Source organism: Bariatricus sp. HCP28S3_A4 (assembly GCF_052066395.1).
Lineage (GTDB): Bacteria > Bacillota > Clostridia > Lachnospirales > Lachnospiraceae > Allocoprococcus.
In genome coordinates, this window is record NZ_JBQHSE010000033.1 from 14,923 (window position 1) to 33,990 (window position 19,068).

The following is a 19,068-nucleotide window of genomic DNA, read 5'->3' on the forward strand; positions in this document are numbered from 1 at the left end:
GTTACTCAACCAAAAAAAGGAACTCAATCCTGAGCTCCGCTTTTTGGTTGTGACTATGGCCCCGTCCTCTTCTGCTACTTGACTATGAACTTGTCACCCGGTCACTTCGAAATAAAATGCTTAATAAATATATACATCACAATTACAAATGCCAGCAGATATCCCAGAACTCCGACTGCCGGGATCCCCCACAATTTCGGCCGCATATCCGTCGTACAGATAATACTGGAACTGATCAAAAGTGCCATCACCCAAAGTCCCATAACAATATTTCTGATCAGTCTCCGAAGCAGCCATGCCAGATCTTTCGACACATGGAGTTCCAGATTGACTTTGGTCTGCCCCTTCATATGCCCCTGCAGGATATCCGCCAACAGAGATGGAATATCAAATGCTTTATTCAGTGAGCGATACAGTCGCTTTCCATCTGATTTTAACTCTTTTTTCCACCTGTCGCTCTCGAAGAAACTGCCCTTGATACGCGCCGCCGCAATTTCTACCATATTGAGCTCCGGGCAGATCTCTGCCAGGACTCCTTCCATATTGGTAAGTCCTCTCGCAAGCATTGTAAGTCCATGAGGCATGGAAATCCGATTCTCCTTCATGACCTCCATCAACTCCTGCATCAATTCTGCCACATCGATTTCGCCCATCTCAGCCGTTCCGTACTTCGCCATCAGATTCGTAATATCGTCATAAAGCCGGCTCTGATCCGGTTTTCCCCGAAAATCACCGAGTGCCAGCACGGCTTCCTGGATCATTCCGATATCGTTGAAAGCAACGCCCTGAATTGCGTTTCCGATCAGTTCCCGGTCCCTTTCCGTGAGTCGTCCCATCATGCCCATATCGATCCAGACGATCTTGCCCTTTCGGATCCGAACGTTGCCCGGATGCGGGTCGGCATGAAAATATCCGTCTTCCATGACCTGTTTGATGTAATGATCCACCAGTTTCGTCCCAATTTCATTCAGATCATACCCATTTTCAAGCAGGTTTTTCTTATCATCAACGGCAAATCCATCAATATATTCCATTACCAGAACATGCGACGTCGTGTACTCACGATAGAGCCGTGGCGTCTCCACGAATACAATTTCCTGATTCTTTTTCGCGAACTCCTCCATATTGGCCGCCTCCGCAAGGAAATTCATCTCTTCCTGCGCGACCATCCACAGCTCGTCCAACACCATATCCAGATCCACCATATCTTTCAACGTTGCCGACGGCACCAGCTTCACTGCTTTGTGCAGAAGGCCGATATCTCTTGCCATGATCTCGTAGATTCCCTTACGCTGGACCTTCACGACCACCTGCTCTCCGCTTTTTAAAACCGCCCTGTGTACCTGCGCAATGGAAGCCGAACCAAGCGGCTCCTCTTCTATGTCCGCAAATACTTCGTCCCATCCGAAGCCATAAGCTTCTTCAATGACCTCTTTCACCTGTTCAAAAGGCATCGCTGTCACTTCCGAGTGTAAATGGATCAGTTCCTCACAATACTTTTTCGGAAGAATGTCCGAATGCAGTGACATAATCTGTCCCAGTTTGATGTAAGTCGGTCCCAGGTCTTCCAGAATCAGCCGCAGTTTCTCCGGTGTAACTCCTCTGGTGATTCCATGTTTTTTCAGAACCGCCGTCATCTCTTTTAATCTGGAGCCGTATCCGCCTGACTCCGAATTCCGGCTTTCGCTATTCATTCAGTTCTCCGCACTCTTCTTTCGTCTCCTGCGGCTCTTCCGGAGTATCTTTTTCGCACTCACATGCTTCCTCCTGACACGCTTCTTCCTTCTCGTCTCCTTCCATAATCTGGATCCGTTCCTTCAGCTGTGCCAACTGCTCCGGTGTCATCTTTTCAAGAAGCTCATCCAGCTCCTCCGGTGTCGAAGCCTTCACCGAAACATTCATATTTTCCTTCACCGTCTTCTTAAGATTATACTTAAGCTCCTGATTCATCACTTTGCCGCGCTCTACGGTTTCCTCGCCCTTTTTAGCCAGCTCATCCAGAATCTCAACAGATTTCTCAGCAGTGATCGCTGCTCCGCCTACTCCTGCAAGCATAACCTTCTTTAATCCTTCTCCTAATTTTCCCATCTTTTTTCTCCTTTCCCGCCGTCCTCACCGGCTATGTTAAATGATGCCAAGAAACGCAAGTCCCTTCGGCACAAAAATAATCCCTCCTGCAATCGCAGCCATGATCGCCGCAATCAGAACAGCGCCCGCCGCCGTATCCTTCGCAATCTTTGCCAGTGGCTTCCTCTCCTCTGTAACCAGATCAACCACTGCCTCCACCGAAGTGTTGACCAGCTCCAGTGCCATAACAAGACCAAACAGCGTCAGGCAGATACACCACTCTGTCGCCGAAATTCCCAGAATGATTCCGGCCAGAACTACCAGCGCCGTAAAAACACAGTGGATTTTCATATTCCGCTCTTTCTTTATGCAAGTCATGATTCCCTCAAATGCATATCCAAAGCTTTTCTTCAGCGGATCTTTCTTCTTAACGGTCATTTACATCACCTTGCCTCACATTCTGTTACTATTGTAACAAACTTTATATATACTGACCAGTATTTTTGACCATTTTTTACAAAACAGCTTCTGATTTTTGTATTCCTTTTCTGCCGAGTGCATAGCAATTTAAATCAACGCAAACCAATACGAAAACTGCTATCTCTTTATATTATCCCATTATCTTTGATCAATATTATCGTTGCAGGATTCTTAAAAAGACCAATTACTTTACTCATTGTTTCATCAAGACTCCTTTTGTTTTCCGAAAAAATATAATCTAACAGCAAATACATTTCAATATGTTGATAATTACATTTCAAATAATCCCGATACCATTCCTCGGCTAAACTTTGGTTCTTTCTTGAACGATAATATAAAGCAAAAGCAAATGGTTTTATTTCATATTCTTTTCCCTTCACTGCAAGTCCCTTTTTTCCACCCACGAATCGCTTCAATAGGTAATTTTTCATTAAATACAAGCTGATAAAGATCTTCAATATTTTGACAGGTATTATACTTTTTGACTGTCCAGAATTCTAATCCGTTCCATTTATCCTGTAACATTTTTCTTGCTTTATCCGAACAAAATATAATATCGTCCATGGCATTGGGACCACTAAAAAACTGCCTTGTTCCCCATTTTACCGCTTTTGTCGCAGATAAGCATTTTACCTGTTCTGCATGTCTATAATGGCTCCCTATAATTGGAATTTTAACCCTACACGTCTCTCTAAACGACTCTTCATCATATACCCACTGTACTTTATTACTCTTATTGTAAACAAATAACCATTCCGACTCTTCTATTTCTTTCTCAGAATATTCAATCGAACGTATTCCTTCACTTGCATAATTCGGGAATTGCCATTTGAATTTGCGATATGTATCCTCATCACCATACAAATCAAATACACACATATCCTCTGTAACTTTTTCCATTCTATCGTTTAAGCTTATGGTAGTATGCGTTTCATATGGAACTTCATATTTATTCAAAAATTCTATAATCCCTTTTTTACTTTCTAAATAAAAATGATATTTCCTTTTCATTCGAATCTCCATTCCGCTCCTTTTGTTTCAAATTGACCTTTTAATATCATGACCATCAGTTGCATCATAAAATTTAATAATTGTAATATATTAGTAAAAACTATAACCCAAGCTCTATTTTTGTATTTAAAGAGCTCTTTTTATATTTTTTCATTCTTAGTGTCCCTTTCTTAATACCCGTTTAATATGCTTCTACTTTTTTAGGTACCATCTCAACACCACCTTATTTAAACAATCTTCCCTTTTAATTCTCAATTCTTTTAACTTCATCCAGTTTACTTGGTAGTCTTTCCGACTGCCACGGAAGTCTGGTTGCCCCTGGAATCGGTAACACTCTTGCCCTATCTTCTGCCGGATGTATATTCCATAAAAGATTCAATTACTTTTCAATATAGGAATCTTTTTCATTAACTTTCCGAACCGTCTCTAACTTGACATTCCACTCTTCCATTTTATTAATAAATCGTTCTTTATCTATTGAGCAGATTTCACCGTCAATCACAACCGGCAAGGCTTGTCCATACATAATCGGACGATGCTTCCCCGAAAAATTCACCACAAAACAAGTAAAAGGATGCTTTAGCATATAGTAATCACAATTACTGCTATCTCCAGGGCGATCATAAGCATGTGCGGAAAACACAACGCCCTCGTATTCCCATAAACCTATCTTTGGCCTCATCTGTCTAACATTCAATTCATTCCATAAAAAATACTTTTTGTAAAATAAAAGCTTTATTAAACATCCTTTTTTGTCTATAATTATCGTTCTTCCTTCATTCCACCAACGCCAGAGTCCTATTGGAAAAAGTGGAGAAATAATAAGAAAATACCCAATAAATGTTTTCAAACTTTCATGCTCTGCCACTGTTAATATAAGACATATTATCGAATAAATAATCAGTATTCCAAGCGTAAGCTGTATCCTAAATTTTATCCATTTTTCATCAGATTTGACTATCAATTTATCTAATGGCATTTTTCATCTTTTCCTTTCTCTTCTTACTCAGCCGTTTTTCCTTGCATCATACGTATAGGTTACTACCTCCGTTCCTGTACTGTCAATGAGCCCATTGATATCTCTCTGGAGCTAATGATAAATATACGCTGTTTCATGTTATTTTCACTTCCTTTCCTTGAAATTTGGGTGCAAAAAAGGAACGACCGGTGGGCTAGACGTTCCTTTTGCTTTGTAGTTAATTATTAGTTGTTGTCCTTAACGCTAACTTCAACTATCTGTTTTTTCAAAAAAGAAATAATCTTTTTTCGATACTCTGGAAGTTCTTCTTTTACTAGCATTTTCTCGAGCACATCGATTATTTCAGAACGATTATCCTGGTCTACACTTAATTCCAGTGTATCATATACAATATAACGAATATATGGATTAGTACTTTTTAAAAATTTCATGATTTTCTTAAGCATTTTTTTATCACCAAATCCATATAATGCATAATAACACTCTAATCTACAACGTTCTGATACCATAATTTTATGTGTTCTCAATAATTTATTAACATAATTTATATCTTCATCATGTTCGTCAAATAATTTGAGCGCAACTTCGCCCCATGATGTTATAGCATAAGAACAAACAAGTTCATCCTTTTCTCTTTCAATTGCCTTTCGTAAAAATTCTTCTACATCAGCAAATTTAAATCCAGACAAAGAGGTATATGCTTCTGCTCTTACTAAGGAATCCCTATCCTTCGCAAGTTGAAATAATAATTTCTTTGAAGCTTGATTCTTAACATCAAAGAGAATTGTAGCCACTTCAAATCTAATCACTGAGCTTTTATCTTTTGAAAGCCGCATCAACTGTTTGAACTCTGTCTTTGTAATTCTATTTAGTCTCACATAATTTCTTAACAGGAGTTCTTTATCCTGATATGTTCTTCTCCTGGTCAAGACTGATTCCTCCCTTCAAAATATCTCAAACATAACAAAATTATTGTATAAATATCAGCTTTATTTTAACCTCACATAAACCCATTTCACAATAGAATTAATGGATCTTTTATAAATCGTTTTCTCTTCTCGCTCTTCCATTCAGATAATACAGACATACTTCCGCATCGTAATAATACCCTCTATACCTGAACGGATTTCTCTCCGCCAGTCCATTCCCAGAGCCATATAGAAGCCCAAAACTCCTTAAGCACCATACTATTGATCAAGCTGTAGCTTTTTTATAATATTTTCTTTTTCCTCTAGTGTATAATCATCATAATATTCCATGATCTTTAATACAGTTTCTTTCCCTTCAAGTAGTGGTGGCATAATAAATTCATCAAATGCTTTATCAAAATACGGCTTTAATTCTTCCGGTGTATATAACTCATATTCTATCAAAGCAGTCATATAATAGTCTCCTTCATCTATATCCTTCGACAAAACACATACACGCCCATAATAATCTGATTCATACGTAGTCGGGTATAATTTAGGATTTTTGAATTCCCCAATGAAAAAATCAAATTCAACATAATATGCCTCAGCCATTGATTTTTGCAAATAAAGGCCAACCAAAATTCCTTCACCGTTCAAATAATAAGTTTTTTTCCTTTTTTTAAAACCTCGTTTTGTAAATTCTTCATGGCAAAAATCTAAAAATTCTTGTTTAGTCATCTTTCTCCTCCTGGTAAAATTCTAAACGCATAATATTTTTCCACCTAGTTTTTTATTATATTTACGTAGATGTGTATTCCATCGAAGATTCCATATAGTCACTGCATTCCTCAAACTATTTACATTTCAATATGGCTATATCCCCATTTTTTTCTAAGATAGTTCACTTCATTAATAGCAAAATCCCCCATTTTCATAAGCTTTTTTATCGTATAATCTGGCAAACTAATAAAAAAACACAAATCTTTCCCATGTTAGCGTCGGGAGAAATTAGCCATTTATTGTCGGGAGAAAATGACCAATCTCAGTCGGACAGAAATAACCAATGCATCAGCTTTTCCTTTCTTTAATGTTGTGCTTTAGGTAGTGCTGATGGAGCACCGGCTGATAATGCTATTGTTTCATAGTTTTTTCCACGGTAACTGTTTCCTTTAATCATGAATACTGTGGCATCGTCAAATATACGGTCAAGGGCACATAACAGGGAGGAATCTTCGTTGAAGAATTCTCCCCATTTATCCGGTCCTTTATTGCTTGTAAATATCATAGTGTTTGGCCCTTCCTTATTGTATCTTCGGTCAATGACATCAAAAAACATTCGGGTGTTTTCTTTGTCAAAAACGCATCTGCCTATCTCATCAATGATCAGACAAGATGGTTTTACCAGGCCATTTATGGTACTGCTTTCCCGGCCATACTTCCGGGCATCAGTCAAGCGTTGGTTTAGTTCAGTTGCTTTTAAGAAATACGCTTTCAGACCATTCTGGCAGCATTTGCGTCCATATGCCATCGCAAGATGTGTTTTTCCAACTCCCTGCGGGCCAATGAACGCAAGATTTTTATGTGCGTAGAGAGTCGAAAGGGATGGCAGATTGTGCAGGGCATCTGTTTGTTTTCCATGAAGCTGACCGAAATCAAAATTTTCAAAAGTTTTTGGCTCTTTTAATGGAAGGCGGCTCAATCGGAGCAATGTTGAAACAATGTTTTCTTTCTTCTTTTGCTGCAGATAAGTGAACATTTCAGCAACTATCCGTATATTTTCTTCACTATATTCATGGTCGACTGCGAGCTGTGCCATTTCCTGTGCATTCAGATCAAGATTTAAATAATCAGCAGCATCCTGGATCTGTTCAAAAAACGATTTATTCATCCCACAGTCCCTCCTCAAAGTTAAATTTACTAAAACCGGAATCATACGGAGGCGGATTAAGCTGTTGGATATGTATCTTTACCGGTGCAGTAGGTCTTTCTTCCGGTTGTTCTGTAACATACTGGTCTTTGCAGAAGCTGTCCCGGCGACTCCATGTAACATCATGTGATGTGAGCACTTTTGTCATTTTTGAGTCGTATATGTAGAGGATGTAGCCATCTCTTTTTACACGGCATCCACATGATCATTACCGATATATTCCGTAAATTTTGGGGGTGCATTTTCAATGTCAATTCCGATACTGATTCCGTGATAGTGCTTCAGCGGCAATTTGAATTTTTTCTCACGTTTATTTTCAAGAATAATCAAGCAATCATCCGGCATCAGATATAAAAACTCACTACCAATTTCCCGCTCAATACGACCTTCTTTGCAAAAATGGATACCCACGTAATTATGTCGATATTTCTGTTCTATCAGAGCGAAATCAAAATCACCCATATGAGCAGACACATATGCGACTTCTACACCGGGAAACAGATGATAAACAGTAATATGAGCATCGCCCGTTTCGTCATTAAATGCATATTCTGTTATCTCTTTAATTTCCTTACCCATACTATTTCCTCGCTTTAGATGTATGCAATTTTAGTTTTTCTTGAAAGAAGATAAAGCCTTCGGCATCACACGTTGTCGCATACCACATTGGTTTACACAAAGTATTCCCAGAAGCAAGATCAAACATGCTCTTATTAAAGTTAGTCTATTCTAACATCAACCTTCTAAAATAGCGGCAGGCACAGTCACCCGCCGCTAATTCATTTATTATACTCGCTATTGGTAAAAAAGTCAATTCAAGAAAACTAACTTCAGCATTGAAAGGTAACAGAGCGCATTACTGAAAATTCCATGTGTTCGACAAATTCTTATTCGCTGTCTTTGACGCTTATAATATTATTCTCTGTTCTTTTCCCCCCAAACACATAACTGGTCTAAAACTTCCATAAGTGATTTACCTCGATCACTCAAGCTATATTCAACTTTTGGTGGTATCTGAGGATATTCTTTTCTAATAATAAGTCTATCTGCTTCCAATTCTTTCAAATTATTGCTAAGTGTTTTGTCCGATACATTTTTCAGATAACGTCTCAGTTCATTGAATCTTACAACTTCAAATTCCATCAGACAATAAAGAATAACCATCTTATGTTTGCCTGATATAAGCGAAAGTGTATAGCTGAATCCAGTATCCTCAAAATTTGCGTTCTCAATATAATTTTTAATCATTTGATACTTTCCTTTAAGATAGTACCTGTTTCAAAAGACAGTACTTGTAATTTTTCCGTTACTTGTTACAATTATATACACAGATATAATTCCTGTCAATTCAGTATAAGAAGCGAGGTAATCATAATGAGAAAGAAACTTGATATAACAGAAGGGATTTTCCCTATGCCGGTCTTAATGGTAGCAACATACAATGATGATGGTTCGGTCAATGTTATGAATGCTGCCTGGGGCACTATGCAAGCAAGAAACACTGTAGCTCTCCAATTAACAGAATCTCATAAAACAGTAAAAAACATCAAGGCAAGAGGTGCCTTTACGATAAGCATTGCTGATGCCTCTCATGTCGTAGAAGCAGACTATTTTGGTGTTGAATCAGGAAACAGAGTTTCAAACAAATTTGAAAAAAGTGGTCTTACCGCAAGTAAATCCCCAAATATAGACGCACCTATCATCAATGAATTCCCCCTCTGTCTAGAATGTAAATTTATTGAATACCAAAATAATACATACGGCGTTGGTGTCATCGGAAAAGTAGTTAACGTTACCGCAGATGAAAAGGTTATGATTGATGATAAACTTGATATGTCTTTAGTAAACGCTATCGCATTCGACCCATATACACACGGTTACTATCGAGTAAGTGAAAGAGTGGGTGAAGCATTCAAAGACGGTTTACAGCTCAAATAATCCCACTCCCTTTTAGTAAGGTCTTTCAGAAATGAAAGACCTTTATTAAACTATTTTTTCTCCGAAAACTCATAGGCCTGTACCACCCATGCAAACAGTTCTTCGTCCAAATCAGACATTTTACCGATTACAATATGCGTTGTCCATCGTCCGGGGTAAGGTTCTGTTTTTTACTGCTACACGCTCAGATTCCAGCGGATAAGGAAGCCCTTTAGAAAACTGTACTACAGCAGCAGGGCCCGGATACAAGCCGATATGTTTCTTCGAGGCAGCAAAATGAATAATGTTATGACCTTTCCAGTAGGTTGGCATACTCCATGAAATGCGTTCTTCCGCCTCCGGTAATGCACTGTGAAGAATCTGACGGATATAGCGCAGGTCTTCCTGCTTATCCTCATCCTGGCTCAAGATATATTCATCAATCGTCTTTGGCTTTTCACCGCAGTAATGACTCTGCCCCTTTTTCTTGAACTCTCTGCCACATTTGGGGCATTTCCACATAGGGATTTCCTCTCTGTCTCTTTCCCGAAGAACCACTTCAACAATATCACCAAAGTTCTTACCAAGCTGCTTACGTATCTGTTTTGTAACGCCAATGATGTAACACGGAGTTCCCATTTTTACGACTTGCCCACGGTATGGAATACCATCGAAAGTGGCATTCACCAGCAGACGGCCTTTGCCAAAAAGCTCTTATACGACAAATCAATGGCAAATGCCCCAAGCGGTGCTGTGAGAACTATTGCAAGTACCGCTACTGTCAGCACGATATCTCCACAGGCCAAACCTAACGCGAGAGGTATTCCTCCAATCGCAGCCTGTACCGTTGCTTTTGGAGTATATGCCATCATAGTAAATAATCTCTCTTTTCTATTAAGGCTAGTACCTAACAAACACACAAATACACCAAGCATTCTAAAGAATAGTGCTCCAACAATGACGATAATAGCCTTAATGCCAACTTTACCAAGGTATCCAATATTCACTGTTGCGCCCACCAGTACAAATAAGAACACCTCTGCCGCGACCCATAATTTCCCATATTTGACTGAAAGCCTTTTTGCAACTACTTCTCTTTTCTTCTGCAATCCTATTCCAATAAACATAATTGCTATCAATGCTGAAAAAGTAATTGAAGTTGTTAACCTATCTTCTATTACAACGAGTAAAAGTGAGATACTTAAAATAATAAGTACTTTCGAAGTATCTCTGATATGAACTTTCTTAAAGAAATATGCCAGCATAACTCCAATTATAAGTCCTATTGCAATTCCCAGGAATATCGAAACCGGAATATTGATAAATCTGATTATTGAAGCACCTTCCCCCTGCATCATTCCAACAAACGTAGAAAATAATACAATAACATAAACATCATCTACGGATGCACCGGCAAGTATAAGCTGAGGGATTCCTTCTTTTACACCATATCCTTCCTCCATAAGTTTCACCATTCTTGGAACCACAACAGCAGGGGAAACCGCAGCAAGCACAGCTCCCATAACAGCAGCTTCCAATAATGTGATTCCCATAAGTTTAGGTGCAAATAAAATCATTCCCAAAATTTCAAAGCTCGCAGGGACAAAACACATTAGAACCGCAGGTCTTCCTATTTTTTTCAGTCCCGATAAATCCAAACCAAGGCCAGCTCTTGTCAATATGATGATTAGCGCAATTTTACGAAGTTCCGGGGAAATCCCAAGAATACTCTCATCCAGGAGATTCAGTACATAAGGTCCAAGCACAACGCCGGTAACTAACATTCCGAGCAAACTTGGTAATTTAATCTTTTGGCATATCCATCCCATAGACATACCTAAAATCAGAATTAAGGAAATACTTAGCAACATGAAAAATCCTCCTTACAGACGCAGAAAAAGCTGACACTTTCTGCGTGAATTTAGTCGCAGAAGTCATCAGCTTTAATAAGCGGCTTAATTCAAGTACGCCTCGGCGAAAATCACATTTCTTCAGAACTTTTCTCTCTGATAACGATTTCTGCAACTTTTCCAACAGTTGCTTCAACAAATGTAATACACTGTGCTTTTCTCTCCGGAGAATTCTTTTCTTTTCCACGTGTTAATACTCTGCAGCATGTCGCGCCACAGGTCTCTTTAAAGAAATCCTGCAGTTCTTTTGTCACTTCCTGACATTTGGTAAATGCAGGATCTCCCGGGGTTCTTCTTCCAAAGAAATAACCGAGACACATCGTTCCGCCGGCCAGAGCACCACAAATGCATCCTCCTCCCCCAAGTCCCCACGGAAAACCGGATGACATTGCAATGGCATCATCTGATAAATCTAATTCAAAGCCTTTTTTGATTGCGTAAATGACTGCTTCTGAACAGGCAAAGCCTTGCTGGAAGATTTCAACCGCATCTTTCTTCATCTCTTCTATATCAACATCGTATCTCATATCGAACCCTCCCTTCTTTGTCTTTTATTATAATGCGGCACTGATATATTATCAATGTGCAAATTGACTTTCTAATAAAAGCCCAAAATTAAGAGCTATTTGATCTTTCTTTACAAATCAAATAGCTCTTTTAATGAAATTCTAGAAGTTTCACTATATAACCTCTCTTTCTATTAATTTTGTCCAATTAAATTTATCTATTTCATTGGACCGACCTCCTGTTTTTTGAAGTTGTCTCTTCTTTTCTTTTATTGATTATATATTATCATTCTCCTTTTCATTTGTCAATACTATTATGTAATTATTTTTTTATTTATTAATTATTATCTGACATTTTCGCAAACTACAAGTCTAGTTAAATATTTCAGCGACACCTTGTATTGCAGAAAATATGAGTTCTTTTTGCCCAACATACACTGTATAGCCATTAAAATGATTTTCAATAAAGTTATCATAATTTGTTGTGATAACACCAGCCAGATTTTTCTCAGATAATCTCGATAGCATATCTATTTCTTCTTTGTATCTATCATCAACAGAGAAACCCGCTGTGATATATGATGAAACTTCCGCTTTAAAAGGAGATAATCCATCCTTAATTTTTATCCTGTACTTACGGTTCTGATCGACGGATCAGCAAACCATTTTTCATCGTAATCAGCCTGAATTAATTCTGCTATTTTGGGCATCACACCAACAGGACAGTCCATTTTCTTTGCCCTATTTTCATATGCACTATACGCAAAGTCATCATTATTCACTTGCTTTGCAAAGTGCTCAAGTAAGCCCTTCCAGTCTGGAAGGTTACAATACCGTCGTGTTATTCCTGAACCCAAGAATAAAAAGGGTGTTGTATTAAATTTTTCAACAACATCTGAAATTTTCATCAATAATCACTCCCTATTAGTAAATAGCACTTATCACGCATTCAATAGCTTCTTAGAACATCCTGCAGATATGCCTTATATTCTTCCTTCACATTCTCCGGACCGGTAATCTTCATCCCGGATCCGATACCAGTTACCCACCCAAAGAACTGCGGACTTACTGATACCAGAACTCTGGTTTTAAAATGACCCTCTCCCTGCGGGATCAACCAGACATCATGTCCAAAGCGATCGATGATAACACCGGCCAGTTCATTCCTGCATTCCAGCGTGACTTCCGCATCTACACCGCCGTACATTCCAAAGGTCTTCTTAGCGAATGCAGCCAGATCAAAGTTCCTGAAGGAATCTTCCCCTTTACGGTCTGTTTCCAGGATCTCAGTATTCTGCATCTTATCTACACGATAATGCTTGATAATTCCAGCCGATGCATCATAAGCTACCAGATAATAATTCTCATCATCCCAGGTCAGTGCCCACGGGCTGACAACATAGAATGCACCGTCTTTCTTCAGTTTCAGTTCTTTCTTAACAGTCCACTCTGCATAATGGAACTTAATTTCCTTATTCTCGTAAATTGCAGTATGAATGTAGTCCACATTGTAATAAACAGTTTCATTCTCCGTCTTCGGACGGTTTACGATGAAAACATATTTGGAAAGCATTGCAGCATCCGTCCTACAGCAGAGCTTCTCTAATTTCGTTATCAGTTCCTTGGATTTCTTCTCCGTGATAAACTTAGATGACTGTACAGCATCCACCAGGAGCTTTAACTCCGGCAGTTCAAAATCTCTGGCACCAATATAATAACCAGGATTCTTTCCTTTCTTCTGCTGGATATCCAGTCCGAATTTATCAAGGATCTCCATCTCTGTATATATCGTTCTTCGATCCGTACTGATGCCATATTCCTGATCCAGAATCGTGCATAATTCCGATGCATTCAGCATGTGCGTATCATCGGTACGTTCCAGAAGGATTTCCATCAAATATAAAGTACGGAGCTTCTGATCAAAGGAAGCCATCTCGATCAATCCTCCTTATGATTTTTCTGATTTATCTTTGTCAAAATAGACCTTATCACCTTCATTAATATCTCGTTCATAGAGCATGGCATCTTCTTCCTTCACTCGCATCTCTTCACCAAAAGAATCAACGAGTGTAACGACAGCCATAACCGGTGCACCTTCTTCCCGTTCTTCACAACCAAAATCCAGGTCTTCCTCAATTCTTTTTACAGTATACATGATTTGTTATCTCCTATATATGTCATTCCATGCAAATTATTTCAATTGATACAGTCCTTACTCTACTGGACATCCTCTCTTCTACGAACAGCAATCATAAACAGTTTTGTCATAAGTGGAATGTAAGTAACTACGAATACACCAAGGGCACCTGCTACAACTACTTTTTTGTGCTTTGTTGGTATCTGGATTCCAATCATGATTCCCACAGCACAAAGACAAAATTTTACAAGAGCCAAGTCTTTCCAATCACTTTCTCTTACATACTGATTTCCTAATTCGAGCAATCGCTTCATCTACAATTCCTCCAATCCACCTTTACTCATTTTGGCATGCTTATTTTACCGATGTTTCCACTTCTCCCGGCCAGTCATTGATTCCACCAAACTCAATAATGTTTGTATAACCAAGTGCTACCAGCTTCTCCGCTGCCTGTTTGCTCCGGTTTCCGCTTCTGCAATACACAAGAATCATCTGGTCTTTGTCCGGAAGTTCCGGTATGTCTTTCGTTCCGATAGTTTCGTTTGGCACCACAATTGCACCTGTAATATGTTTCTCGTCGTACTCTTCCTGTCTACGAACATCCAAGATGATATAGTTCTCTTCTGTTTCCATCAGTTCCATCGCTTCTTCCATGGAAACCTGTCGATACGTAGCCTTCTCCATCGCCACACCTGCTTCCTTTCCTATATCCGTCGCTTTACATCCAGCAAATAACATGCAGGATAACATTGCAACAAGTAAGATCTTTGTTACTTTCATCTGTACTCCTATTCTATATCTAATCCAAAGCGATAAATCTCATTTACACTTACACCATGTTTTCACAGGACAGACCTCACAGTGCGGAGTAGCTGTACAAACTTCACCATATCCGTCTGCGCAAAAACTCCAAATAATATTATCAACGGTTGCCTTAGTTAATCCTGTCTCCTCCGAAAGCCGTTCAATCTGTGAAAGAGCTTCTTCAATCGTTGCTTCTTTCCCTTTTGATTCACCCATACGATCACTTCCTAAAAATCGTCTGATATGGGTATCCGGCTTCGCTCCATCGATTCCAACATTGCGGATATACTCCCATGCAAGAGCCTCGCCAACCTGATGCAATTTATATGGAGAATTGGATTGAGACAGTTTCTTTACAATCACTTCCGGTGCATCAGAAGTAATAAATGCATCCATACTTCCGTATTCTTTTTCCAATTGTTCAAAGATTCTGATGTTATCTGCCAATGCCTTCATTTGCGCTTTGGTGCTAATATTTCCACATTTTAATGAGAATATCTTTTTCGCGAGACTCTCACCGGACACATTTTTTATCTGTTCCGGAGCATACGCAAAAAATATCTGATCAATTTCCGCCAAATGAGGTGTAATACGACTCCATTTAGTCTGGTTCGTTAGCAATGCATACACAAGCCCGCGAATATGCTCCTCCAAAGAATACTTCTTCCCAGCATTTCGAGCTTTTACAAACTTGTCCACTTCACATTCATATTGTAATCCATGCTGACGAAGATAATTTTTTATTTCAAACAAATAGTGTTCCGGTTCAATGAATGAAAATCTTCTCACAATCTGTCCCTTATGTTCTACCATTTCGTTCCACATGGATGCAGGTCTTACCCAAAGTCCATGCTCTCCATAAAGAGCACGGTACACTACCATCTCTTCTGTGGTTTCACTATGTTTTGCGATGCCGATTACTTCGTATTCATTTCCTTTGAAATGACGGTAACGACCTGGTTTTATTTCAATCATTTTTCTCCTTTGTAAAAAAATCATGTTTCATCAATTATATCATTCCAATTTTTTGCTATTTTCTCATCATTGAAAATCATATCGCAGAATCTGGCAGTTTTTCACTCCAAATGCGGCGTATTCTGCATTTGTCATCTCGTAGAAATACGATTGAACGACTCTGGATATCCCATTATGTGCTACCAGGATATAGGTCTTATGATCCGATTCTTCCTTAATCTCATCCAAAAGATTGTAAATCCTCTGGGCTAAGTGTAGCATAGATTCGCCACCTTCATATCTGCAACAAAAATCTTCCTTGGCGTTCTTAAATTCCAACCCATCTCTGGCAGTGGACTCCCACTTCCCAAAGTTTTGTTCAATCAATCTCGGCTCAACCCTGGCAGGAATTCCCGTGATCTCCGCGATATGTCTGGCAGTATCTGCAGCACGCACTAGCGGAGAATACAAAATTTCATCTGCCTGAATTCCTTCTTCCAGAATCCTTTTTCCAGTCTCCATTGCCTGCTGATGACCTATATCTGTTAGGGCAATGTCCGTCGCACCACATATTTTATTTTCTACATTCCACACTGTCTGCCCATGTCGGACAAAATATACACATCCCATGTTCTTCTTCCTCTATTTCTTTTCGCATCCGTATGTGCTCTTCTCTTCCGCTTCATTTATTTATAACGTGCTACTTTTTGTGGTGGCATATTTCGCAATGCTTTATCAATTATCGGGTTAATTAAATCCTCCATGTTCATCGAAGTTAATCTCTCATGTGACGAATGAATCAAAATATTTGTTATAAATATTGGCAATGTATCCTCACCACATGGCAATGACATAAAACCATCGTAGTCACCGTAGAAATTTGGATATAATCCTTCTTTCCCGGTTGTGTGATTTAAACTATATTTAATACGAACAATGATTGTTTTTTCTTCATACAATACAATCATATTGGGTAAAAATTGCATCTCATCCGAATTTATCTTGCGAAGATACTCAATAATTGTATTGGGTTTCAAAGACCTATATGCAAAGATACTACCAAATGGCTCTGAGGTTCCTGATTCAGACCATTTTATTCCTTCTATATCAATACTTCTATTAGGAATTATTTGTGCGCCAGATGGCTTCTCCCTAACTAATTTCTTCAAAGATTTTATGTTTTCTATAGCCGTATGTAATTCGTCCCCTGTTAAATTTGATTTCACTTCGATATTTCCATAAACGGATTCAAACGGAAACTGTATAAAATCTTCTGTATAGGGTACAATATAGGAATAAAGCTTATCATACACTACAACATCTAACTGTTTACTCACAGAACCGCTCATATCAAAACACTCACCACTGGAAAGTCCGTATGCATCAGGCAAAAATGGCCTGATACAGTTTTTTATAATATATTCTCTAAAAACGCCTTTGCTTGGATTATGTTTTATCAGTTCACTTGTTTCAAATTCAGCATCTAATCGCTTCGCAGTTTTCTTTATCGCATCAACATAATTCATTTTTATCGATCCCCCTCATTAATCCTTTACTTAGTCTAAGAAAAATAAATTTCTGAGCATCATATTTCAATGCTCCAAAGTTTAGTTTACAACTAATTCCGAACATGTTGTATCCATTTCCTCAACATATTGGACAATGCAATATATTGGATTAGGAAACATATTCATGATCCTTATAATCAAAGATAGCAAAATAAGTCTTTCCGACGCCCCTGATATGTCAAGTAATTGTCAGGATCTTTTTAAAAAATTTTTGTTTGAAAATAAAGGATTTCTTCTTTGCTACCTATAAAAATACCCCAGGGTTTTTCTTTAAAATGCCAAAAATTTATCTTTTTGGTATTAGCTTTATGGCATCAAGCATTTATACAAAAAAGAATCTTTCACACTCCTTTTCATCCATTTCGCTTTCACCTGCTAATACCGGTATTGCTTCTTTCATTCGGTTTTCTGCATAATGTGTTAAACCGTCTTCAAACAGAAGAATCTTTTCCTTAGTACCAAGTTCCTTCAATACAAATAATTGATCCTCAATCTGAACCATTCCATTCAATCCAATCAATGTCTGAGCATTAAGGATATCAAGCACATCTGCACCATGCAATTTTTCTTCCAAGAAATAATAATCCTGTAATCTCTCTATAAAACTCTCACTTTCCAGTTCTCCATATAGACTTAAGAACATCTCATAATTCACAGGAACAGAGTTTTTCTGAAAATAGTAACGGCAAAGAAATTCATTAAATAACGAGGTATATGCAGGCATCAACGTATATACCATTTTTAACACAAGGGATTCACTTAATGCCTCATCATGCAAATCCATTATCATTTCAGAAATAAATGCTCTCATATCAATCAGCAAATCTTGAAGTTTATCCAAATCAACCTCATCATCTTTAATCTTTGTTACCATCGCATTACAACGCATGATCAGTTTCTGACATGTAGCAATTTTCTCATTTTTTTGAACATTTGCCATTTTACTAATCTTATTTGCAACAATCTGAACCTCTGTATTTAGTACATTCAGTTTCTCAGTTACAATAATAAATCCAGCCATATCAACTGCTGTATTTGCCAGTGACAAACCTGTATTCAAATAGGAAATATTCATAACTGAACTTGTCAGCTGATATATTCCGTCAACCTGTGCTGCCATGTTTTTAGTTACTACTGTAAGAGCTCCAGTTCCTTTTTCCAAAGAATACAAAGCATTTCTTACCGTATCTAATCCCAAACTATTCTGAGCACTTAGATTCATCGCAGCGGATGTCAGTTTTTCTGGAACCATTTCCCCACCAACAGATGTACCTAATATTTTACACTTAATCATTGCTCTGAACTTTGCATCAGCACGCCTGAGTGCAATCTCTGCTAATCCCTTCTCTCTCACTTCATCTGCAATTGCTTTATCAACAAGCATTTCAAGTGCTACCATATTATCCATATCCTAATCCTCCGTATCAAATGCTCCAAAGTTCTGTAAAGCTCTGCTAAGAAAAACTATATTGTTGATGAACAAAAACTTTCTGGCATTAAGCTTTTCATATTCAAGAGACAGTTTTTTGTCGATAAAACCTGTCTTTCCATCAATCCCTTCTGGAGTTCTACTTTTGTTTTCAAATAATCCTTTTAGCACATCTGCATCTTTCTGTTCCACACTAAATGACGGTTTGATAATCGTACATTTGGAATTTCCAGGAATCTTGTCTCGAAGAGTATGCAGTAAAGTCATAAATCCCAAGAATGCATCATCAACATCCTTTATGTTTCCTTCTTCACTAAGTGCCTTCTCCATCGCACTCACTGCTCTTTTTTTATACATTGTTGTGGTCAAGCTTTTTTGTAACATTTGTGGCTAAAAAATTCATTGGATTGTTGCTTGGATAATACCGGAGTTTCCAGTGTATGTAAAGGATGCTTCGCACCGCCTTTG

At 38.4% G+C, this 19,068-nt stretch carries 28 protein-coding genes; 1 reads left to right on the top strand and 27 read right to left on the bottom strand.

The window, feature by feature from the left end:
* Positions 1 to 101: 101 nt before the first annotated feature.
* From ACTNBF_RS13865 to ACTNBF_RS13920, 12 genes are all read right to left on the bottom strand, one after another.
* Positions 102 to 1,694, bottom strand: coding sequence for an ABC1 kinase family protein (locus ACTNBF_RS13865; protein WP_441030669.1), 1,593 nt, complete (start codon positions 1,692 to 1,694; stop codon positions 102 to 104).
* Positions 1,687 to 2,088, bottom strand: a complete 402-nt coding sequence (locus ACTNBF_RS13870; RefSeq protein WP_427808737.1) for a hypothetical protein — start codon at positions 2,086 to 2,088, stop codon at positions 1,687 to 1,689. The genes ACTNBF_RS13865 and ACTNBF_RS13870 overlap by 8 nt, the downstream gene beginning before the upstream one ends.
* 36 nt (positions 2,089 to 2,124) lie before the next feature.
* Entirely contained in the window at positions 2,125 to 2,505 is a 381-nt protein-coding gene (locus ACTNBF_RS13875) for a diacylglycerol kinase family protein (protein ID WP_427808738.1), read from the bottom strand.
* A 167-nt stretch (positions 2,506 to 2,672) separates the two neighbouring features.
* Positions 2,673 to 2,951, bottom strand: coding sequence for a hypothetical protein (locus ACTNBF_RS13880; RefSeq protein WP_441089471.1), 279 nt, complete (start codon positions 2,949 to 2,951; stop codon positions 2,673 to 2,675).
* The gene (locus tag ACTNBF_RS13885) at positions 2,908 to 3,558 is read right to left on the bottom strand and encodes a hypothetical protein (protein ID WP_441089472.1); all 651 of its coding nucleotides are present in this window, start codon (positions 3,556 to 3,558) and stop codon (positions 2,908 to 2,910) included. Before ACTNBF_RS13885 ends, ACTNBF_RS13880 begins: the two co-directional genes overlap by 44 nt.
* A 379-nt stretch (positions 3,559 to 3,937) precedes the next feature.
* Positions 3,938 to 4,537, bottom strand: a complete 600-nt coding sequence (locus ACTNBF_RS13890; RefSeq protein WP_441089473.1) for a hypothetical protein — start codon at positions 4,535 to 4,537, stop codon at positions 3,938 to 3,940.
* 224 nt (positions 4,538 to 4,761) lie between these two features.
* Positions 4,762 to 5,466, bottom strand: a complete 705-nt coding sequence (locus ACTNBF_RS13895; RefSeq protein WP_441089474.1) for a HEAT repeat domain-containing protein — start codon at positions 5,464 to 5,466, stop codon at positions 4,762 to 4,764.
* Between the two features lie 258 nt (positions 5,467 to 5,724).
* Entirely contained in the window at positions 5,725 to 6,186 is a 462-nt protein-coding gene (locus tag ACTNBF_RS13900) for a DUF4304 domain-containing protein (protein WP_441030254.1), read from the bottom strand.
* Between the two features lie 346 nt (positions 6,187 to 6,532).
* A complete protein-coding gene (locus ACTNBF_RS13905) occupies positions 6,533 to 7,336 on the bottom strand; it encodes an ATP-binding protein (RefSeq protein ID WP_441030256.1) in 804 nt (267 codons plus the stop codon).
* Entirely contained in the window at positions 7,329 to 7,523 is a 195-nt protein-coding gene (locus ACTNBF_RS13910; RefSeq protein ID WP_427808442.1) for a hypothetical protein, read from the bottom strand. The genes ACTNBF_RS13905 and ACTNBF_RS13910 overlap by 8 nt, the downstream gene beginning before the upstream one ends.
* A gap of 38 nt (positions 7,524 to 7,561) precedes the next feature.
* A complete protein-coding gene (locus ACTNBF_RS13915) occupies positions 7,562 to 7,954 on the bottom strand; it encodes a hypothetical protein (RefSeq protein ID WP_441050236.1) in 393 nt (130 codons plus the stop codon).
* A 336-nt stretch (positions 7,955 to 8,290) separates the two neighbouring features.
* On the bottom strand, positions 8,291 to 8,623 hold the full coding sequence (locus ACTNBF_RS13920; protein ID WP_427808446.1) for a winged helix-turn-helix transcriptional regulator: 333 nt from the start codon (positions 8,621 to 8,623) through the stop codon (positions 8,291 to 8,293).
* 126 nt (positions 8,624 to 8,749) lie between these two features.
* Between ACTNBF_RS13920 and ACTNBF_RS13925 the strand changes: the two genes are divergently transcribed.
* Positions 8,750 to 9,313 (top strand): flavin reductase family protein, encoded by a 564-nt coding sequence (locus ACTNBF_RS13925; RefSeq protein WP_427808448.1) that lies wholly within the window; start codon positions 8,750 to 8,752, stop codon positions 9,311 to 9,313.
* 50 nt (positions 9,314 to 9,363) lie between these two features.
* Here the strand turns inward: ACTNBF_RS13925 and ACTNBF_RS13930 are convergent, their stop codons facing one another.
* From ACTNBF_RS13930 to ACTNBF_RS14000, 15 genes are all read right to left on the bottom strand, one after another.
* Complete coding sequence (locus ACTNBF_RS13930; protein WP_441089486.1) at positions 9,364 to 9,432, bottom strand: hypothetical protein; 69 nt, start codon at positions 9,430 to 9,432, stop codon at positions 9,364 to 9,366.
* Position 9,433: 1 nt separating this feature from the next.
* Positions 9,434 to 9,979: a DUF1801 domain-containing protein gene (locus tag ACTNBF_RS13935; RefSeq protein WP_441089475.1), complete on the bottom strand. Its 546-nt coding sequence runs from the start codon at positions 9,977 to 9,979 to the stop codon at positions 9,434 to 9,436.
* The gene (locus tag ACTNBF_RS13940; RefSeq protein ID WP_441050235.1) at positions 9,976 to 11,163 is read right to left on the bottom strand and encodes a cation:proton antiporter; all 1,188 of its coding nucleotides are present in this window, start codon (positions 11,161 to 11,163) and stop codon (positions 9,976 to 9,978) included. Before ACTNBF_RS13940 ends, ACTNBF_RS13935 begins: the two co-directional genes overlap by 4 nt.
* A gap of 110 nt (positions 11,164 to 11,273) precedes the next feature.
* Positions 11,274 to 11,729, bottom strand: coding sequence for a C-GCAxxG-C-C family protein (locus tag ACTNBF_RS13945; protein ID WP_427808454.1), 456 nt, complete (start codon positions 11,727 to 11,729; stop codon positions 11,274 to 11,276).
* 351 nt (positions 11,730 to 12,080) lie between these two features.
* On the bottom strand, positions 12,081 to 12,236 hold the full coding sequence (locus tag ACTNBF_RS13950; RefSeq protein WP_441089476.1) for a hypothetical protein: 156 nt from the start codon (positions 12,234 to 12,236) through the stop codon (positions 12,081 to 12,083).
* A 95-nt stretch (positions 12,237 to 12,331) separates the two neighbouring features.
* The gene (locus ACTNBF_RS13955) at positions 12,332 to 12,616 is read right to left on the bottom strand and encodes a hypothetical protein (protein ID WP_441089477.1); all 285 of its coding nucleotides are present in this window, start codon (positions 12,614 to 12,616) and stop codon (positions 12,332 to 12,334) included.
* A 41-nt stretch (positions 12,617 to 12,657) separates the two neighbouring features.
* Positions 12,658 to 13,641 (bottom strand): helix-turn-helix transcriptional regulator, encoded by a 984-nt coding sequence (locus ACTNBF_RS13960; RefSeq protein WP_441030269.1) that lies wholly within the window; start codon positions 13,639 to 13,641, stop codon positions 12,658 to 12,660.
* A 15-nt stretch (positions 13,642 to 13,656) separates the two neighbouring features.
* Positions 13,657 to 13,863, bottom strand: coding sequence for a hypothetical protein (locus tag ACTNBF_RS13965; protein ID WP_441089478.1), 207 nt, complete (start codon positions 13,861 to 13,863; stop codon positions 13,657 to 13,659).
* Between the two features lie 62 nt (positions 13,864 to 13,925).
* Positions 13,926 to 14,159, bottom strand: a complete 234-nt coding sequence (locus ACTNBF_RS13970; protein WP_441089479.1) for a permease of phosphate ABC transporter — start codon at positions 14,157 to 14,159, stop codon at positions 13,926 to 13,928.
* Between the two features lie 40 nt (positions 14,160 to 14,199).
* Complete coding sequence (locus ACTNBF_RS13975) at positions 14,200 to 14,625, bottom strand: rhodanese-like domain-containing protein (RefSeq protein ID WP_441089480.1); 426 nt, start codon at positions 14,623 to 14,625, stop codon at positions 14,200 to 14,202.
* A 39-nt stretch (positions 14,626 to 14,664) separates the two neighbouring features.
* Positions 14,665 to 15,624, bottom strand: a complete 960-nt coding sequence (locus tag ACTNBF_RS13980; protein WP_441089481.1) for a DUF1653 domain-containing protein — start codon at positions 15,622 to 15,624, stop codon at positions 14,665 to 14,667.
* A 66-nt stretch (positions 15,625 to 15,690) separates the two neighbouring features.
* On the bottom strand, positions 15,691 to 16,233 hold the full coding sequence (locus ACTNBF_RS13985; RefSeq protein WP_441089482.1) for a histidine phosphatase family protein: 543 nt from the start codon (positions 16,231 to 16,233) through the stop codon (positions 15,691 to 15,693).
* A 56-nt stretch (positions 16,234 to 16,289) separates the two neighbouring features.
* Positions 16,290 to 17,129 carry a DUF6602 domain-containing protein gene (locus tag ACTNBF_RS13990; RefSeq protein ID WP_441089483.1) on the bottom strand — a complete coding sequence of 280 codons (840 nt, stop codon included), beginning with the start codon at positions 17,127 to 17,129 and terminating at the stop codon, positions 16,290 to 16,292.
* Between the two features lie 364 nt (positions 17,130 to 17,493).
* Entirely contained in the window at positions 17,494 to 18,579 is a 1,086-nt protein-coding gene (locus tag ACTNBF_RS13995; RefSeq protein ID WP_441089484.1) for a hypothetical protein, read from the bottom strand.
* Between the two features lie 3 nt (positions 18,580 to 18,582).
* On the bottom strand, positions 18,583 to 18,957 hold the full coding sequence (locus tag ACTNBF_RS14000) for a hypothetical protein (RefSeq protein ID WP_441089485.1): 375 nt from the start codon (positions 18,955 to 18,957) through the stop codon (positions 18,583 to 18,585).
* Between the last annotated feature and the right edge of the window lie 111 nt (positions 18,958 to 19,068).

Excerpts from the sequence above, each read along its gene's own strand:
- ACTNBF_RS13865 (WP_441030669.1), bottom strand. The coding sequence starts at position 1,694 with ATGAATAGCGAAAGCCGGAATTCGGAGTCAGGCGGATACGGCTCCAGA.
- ACTNBF_RS13870 (WP_427808737.1), bottom strand. The coding sequence starts at position 2,088 with ATGGGAAAATTAGGAGAAGGATTAAAGAAGGTTATGCTTGCAGGAGTA.
- ACTNBF_RS13875 (WP_427808738.1), bottom strand. The coding sequence starts at position 2,505 with ATGACCGTTAAGAAGAAAGATCCGCTGAAGAAAAGCTTTGGATATGCA.
- ACTNBF_RS13885 (WP_441089472.1), bottom strand. The coding sequence starts at position 3,558 with ATGAAAAGGAAATATCATTTTTATTTAGAAAGTAAAAAAGGGATTATA.
- ACTNBF_RS13890 (WP_441089473.1), bottom strand. The coding sequence starts at position 4,537 with ATGCCATTAGATAAATTGATAGTCAAATCTGATGAAAAATGGATAAAA.
- ACTNBF_RS13900 (WP_441030254.1), bottom strand. The coding sequence starts at position 6,186 with ATGACTAAACAAGAATTTTTAGATTTTTGCCATGAAGAATTTACAAAA.
- ACTNBF_RS13905 (WP_441030256.1), bottom strand. The coding sequence starts at position 7,336 with ATGAATAAATCGTTTTTTGAACAGATCCAGGATGCTGCTGATTATTTA.
- ACTNBF_RS13910 (WP_427808442.1), bottom strand. The coding sequence starts at position 7,523 with ATGACAAAAGTGCTCACATCACATGATGTTACATGGAGTCGCCGGGAC.
- ACTNBF_RS13915 (WP_441050236.1), bottom strand. The coding sequence starts at position 7,954 with ATGGGTAAGGAAATTAAAGAGATAACAGAATATGCATTTAATGACGAA.
- ACTNBF_RS13920 (WP_427808446.1), bottom strand. The coding sequence starts at position 8,623 with ATGATTAAAAATTATATTGAGAACGCAAATTTTGAGGATACTGGATTC.
- ACTNBF_RS13925 (WP_427808448.1), top strand. The coding sequence starts at position 8,750 with ATGAGAAAGAAACTTGATATAACAGAAGGGATTTTCCCTATGCCGGTC.
- ACTNBF_RS13940 (WP_441050235.1), bottom strand. The coding sequence starts at position 11,163 with ATGTTGCTAAGTATTTCCTTAATTCTGATTTTAGGTATGTCTATGGGA.
- ACTNBF_RS13945 (WP_427808454.1), bottom strand. The coding sequence starts at position 11,729 with ATGAGATACGATGTTGATATAGAAGAGATGAAGAAAGATGCGGTTGAA.
- ACTNBF_RS13950 (WP_441089476.1), bottom strand. The coding sequence starts at position 12,236 with ATGCTATCGAGATTATCTGAGAAAAATCTGGCTGGTGTTATCACAACA.
- ACTNBF_RS13955 (WP_441089477.1), bottom strand. The coding sequence starts at position 12,616 with ATGAAAATTTCAGATGTTGTTGAAAAATTTAATACAACACCCTTTTTA.
- ACTNBF_RS13960 (WP_441030269.1), bottom strand. The coding sequence starts at position 13,641 with ATGGCTTCCTTTGATCAGAAGCTCCGTACTTTATATTTGATGGAAATC.
- ACTNBF_RS13965 (WP_441089478.1), bottom strand. The coding sequence starts at position 13,863 with ATGTATACTGTAAAAAGAATTGAGGAAGACCTGGATTTTGGTTGTGAA.
- ACTNBF_RS13970 (WP_441089479.1), bottom strand. The coding sequence starts at position 14,159 with ATGAAGCGATTGCTCGAATTAGGAAATCAGTATGTAAGAGAAAGTGAT.
- ACTNBF_RS13975 (WP_441089480.1), bottom strand. The coding sequence starts at position 14,625 with ATGAAAGTAACAAAGATCTTACTTGTTGCAATGTTATCCTGCATGTTA.
- ACTNBF_RS13980 (WP_441089481.1), bottom strand. The coding sequence starts at position 15,624 with ATGATTGAAATAAAACCAGGTCGTTACCGTCATTTCAAAGGAAATGAA.
- ACTNBF_RS13985 (WP_441089482.1), bottom strand. The coding sequence starts at position 16,233 with ATGGGATGTGTATATTTTGTCCGACATGGGCAGACAGTGTGGAATGTA.
- ACTNBF_RS13990 (WP_441089483.1), bottom strand. The coding sequence starts at position 17,129 with ATGAATTATGTTGATGCGATAAAGAAAACTGCGAAGCGATTAGATGCT.
- ACTNBF_RS13995 (WP_441089484.1), bottom strand. The coding sequence starts at position 18,579 with ATGGATAATATGGTAGCACTTGAAATGCTTGTTGATAAAGCAATTGCA.
- ACTNBF_RS14000 (WP_441089485.1), bottom strand. The coding sequence starts at position 18,957 with ATGTATAAAAAAAGAGCAGTGAGTGCGATGGAGAAGGCACTTAGTGAA.